The sequence below is a fragment of the Telluribacter roseus genome, assembly GCF_017355915.2.
Lineage (GTDB): Bacteria > Bacteroidota > Bacteroidia > Cytophagales > Spirosomataceae > Telluribacter.
In genome coordinates this window covers 1-1,548 of record NZ_JAFEUV020000036.1, presented here as the reverse complement: position 1 = coordinate 1,548, position 1,548 = coordinate 1, and the positions used below count along the sequence as shown (strand labels likewise).

Below are 1,548 nucleotides of genomic sequence, written 5' to 3'. Positions count from 1 at the left end.
AAACGTCGGAAAAATCATATTTTTCAGCAACTCCAAAGAGGATAAAACCTTCTCTTCTCTTTTCACCCGCAGTTGTCCACTTTTCGCTGACGATCTACAGTAGCTCCTCATCTTACTCCTAAATGCTGGATAAACAAAAAAAGTGGAGGAACAGATCTATTTGGCCGACTCTGGTGGGATCGTCCCTCAGTAACTATTCGGACAGAGTTTTTTAAGCCGGAGAAAGGGCGTTATCTGCATCCAGAGCAGCATCGTCCTATTACGCATCGTGAAGCTGCACGCATTCAGGGTTTTCCAGATGACTTCATATTTAAAGGAAATAAAATTGAAGTGGCTCGTCAAATTGGTAATGCTGTAGCAGTTGGAATATCCGGTCATATTGCAGATGCTGTTTGGAGACATTATAATTATCATTATTTCAAAAAGGATCAGGAGTCAGTTCAGGCAATAGAAATATAGATAAGTTTATATTAGATTTAGTGAATAATGTTGGTTATCATAAACTACAATTACTGCCCACTGAGCTGTTCATTAAAGAAGCTCAGCATAGGCCTAGACTAAACAAAGAATATCATTTATTTCGAACTACTTGTAGTAATTGCACTAGCACATTAAGTCATATACATATATAAATGATTTAGATATGTAAAAAACTATTCAATTGAAAAAGACTATTTTATACATTGTTATAAATAAGCGATTTATTGAATCATAGATGGAGCCTTTAAAGTTCTGCTTCCTAAACCTTCACACCTCCATACACCCCATCTCTTAATGGGAACATTTTAAATAATTAATTTTTGTACGATAAAAGTAAAATAAAGCGGCAATATGCTATTCATGAAAAATATACAACTAGTCAGTCGTTATTTTAATATTTAACTAAATGGTTATAAAAATAGCTCCTCGACTTCAAGTACAATTATTATGACTATACATAAAGCTTTTGATGCAGAGAAAGCAAGGAATCAGTTAGTTGAACTTTTGGATAAATTTATTGCTCACTCCACAACTACGGACTTTAGAACTAAAGTCCAAAAGTTAATTCCTGCTTTTATGCTGCTGCGTAAAATAGGCATATCCATTATAGACAGTCATACTGAATACTCAGCTCGTGAGCGAATACTGCTATACTTCAGGAAGAATCCTATGACTATAATTGAAACAGAGGAATTAATGGTTGTCTCAGGTATAAGTGAGTACCCGCGACGGATTAGAGAATTACGAGTTCAGGAGGGATGGCCAATTCTCAGTGGTAAAACAGTTAAAAGTATGCAAGGTGCTAATGAATGGGATAACAACAGTCTGGATGTAAATAGAATAAAACCAGACGAGTATATACTATTGAAGGACCAACAGGACCGAGATGCAGCTTATAGATGGAAACAAATTAATCAAATCCGGAGAGAGAAAATTGCTGTTCAAGACAAAATAATAAAATATCTTTTGCTTATTGATGCGTGAATTAATCCGTAAAGAATGCAACTTCCTTCTTGCGGAAGAATACTTGAATTAAGGCTGGATCTTCCTCCAGCAAGTTTATCTGAT

2 protein-coding genes are annotated in these 1,548 nt (G+C 35.3%); both read left to right on the top strand.

What is annotated here, in order from left to right; translation table 11 throughout:
* The first annotated feature begins 129 nt into the window (after nt 1-129).
* On the top strand, nt 130-459 hold the full coding sequence (locus JTN23_RS25720; RefSeq protein WP_310586749.1) for a DNA cytosine methyltransferase: 330 nt from the start codon (nt 130-132) through the stop codon (nt 457-459).
* Nucleotides 460-927: 468 nt separating this feature from the next.
* Complete coding sequence (locus tag JTN23_RS25715; protein ID WP_247237995.1) at nt 928-1,464, top strand: KpnI family restriction enzyme N-terminal domain-containing protein; 537 nt, start codon at nt 928-930, stop codon at nt 1,462-1,464.
* Nucleotides 1,465-1,548 lie beyond the last annotated feature (84 nt).

Coding starts and splice junctions, on each gene's coding strand:
- JTN23_RS25715 (WP_247237995.1), top strand. CDS start 928: ATGACTATACATAAAGCTTTTGATGCAGAGAAAGCAAGGAATCAGTTA.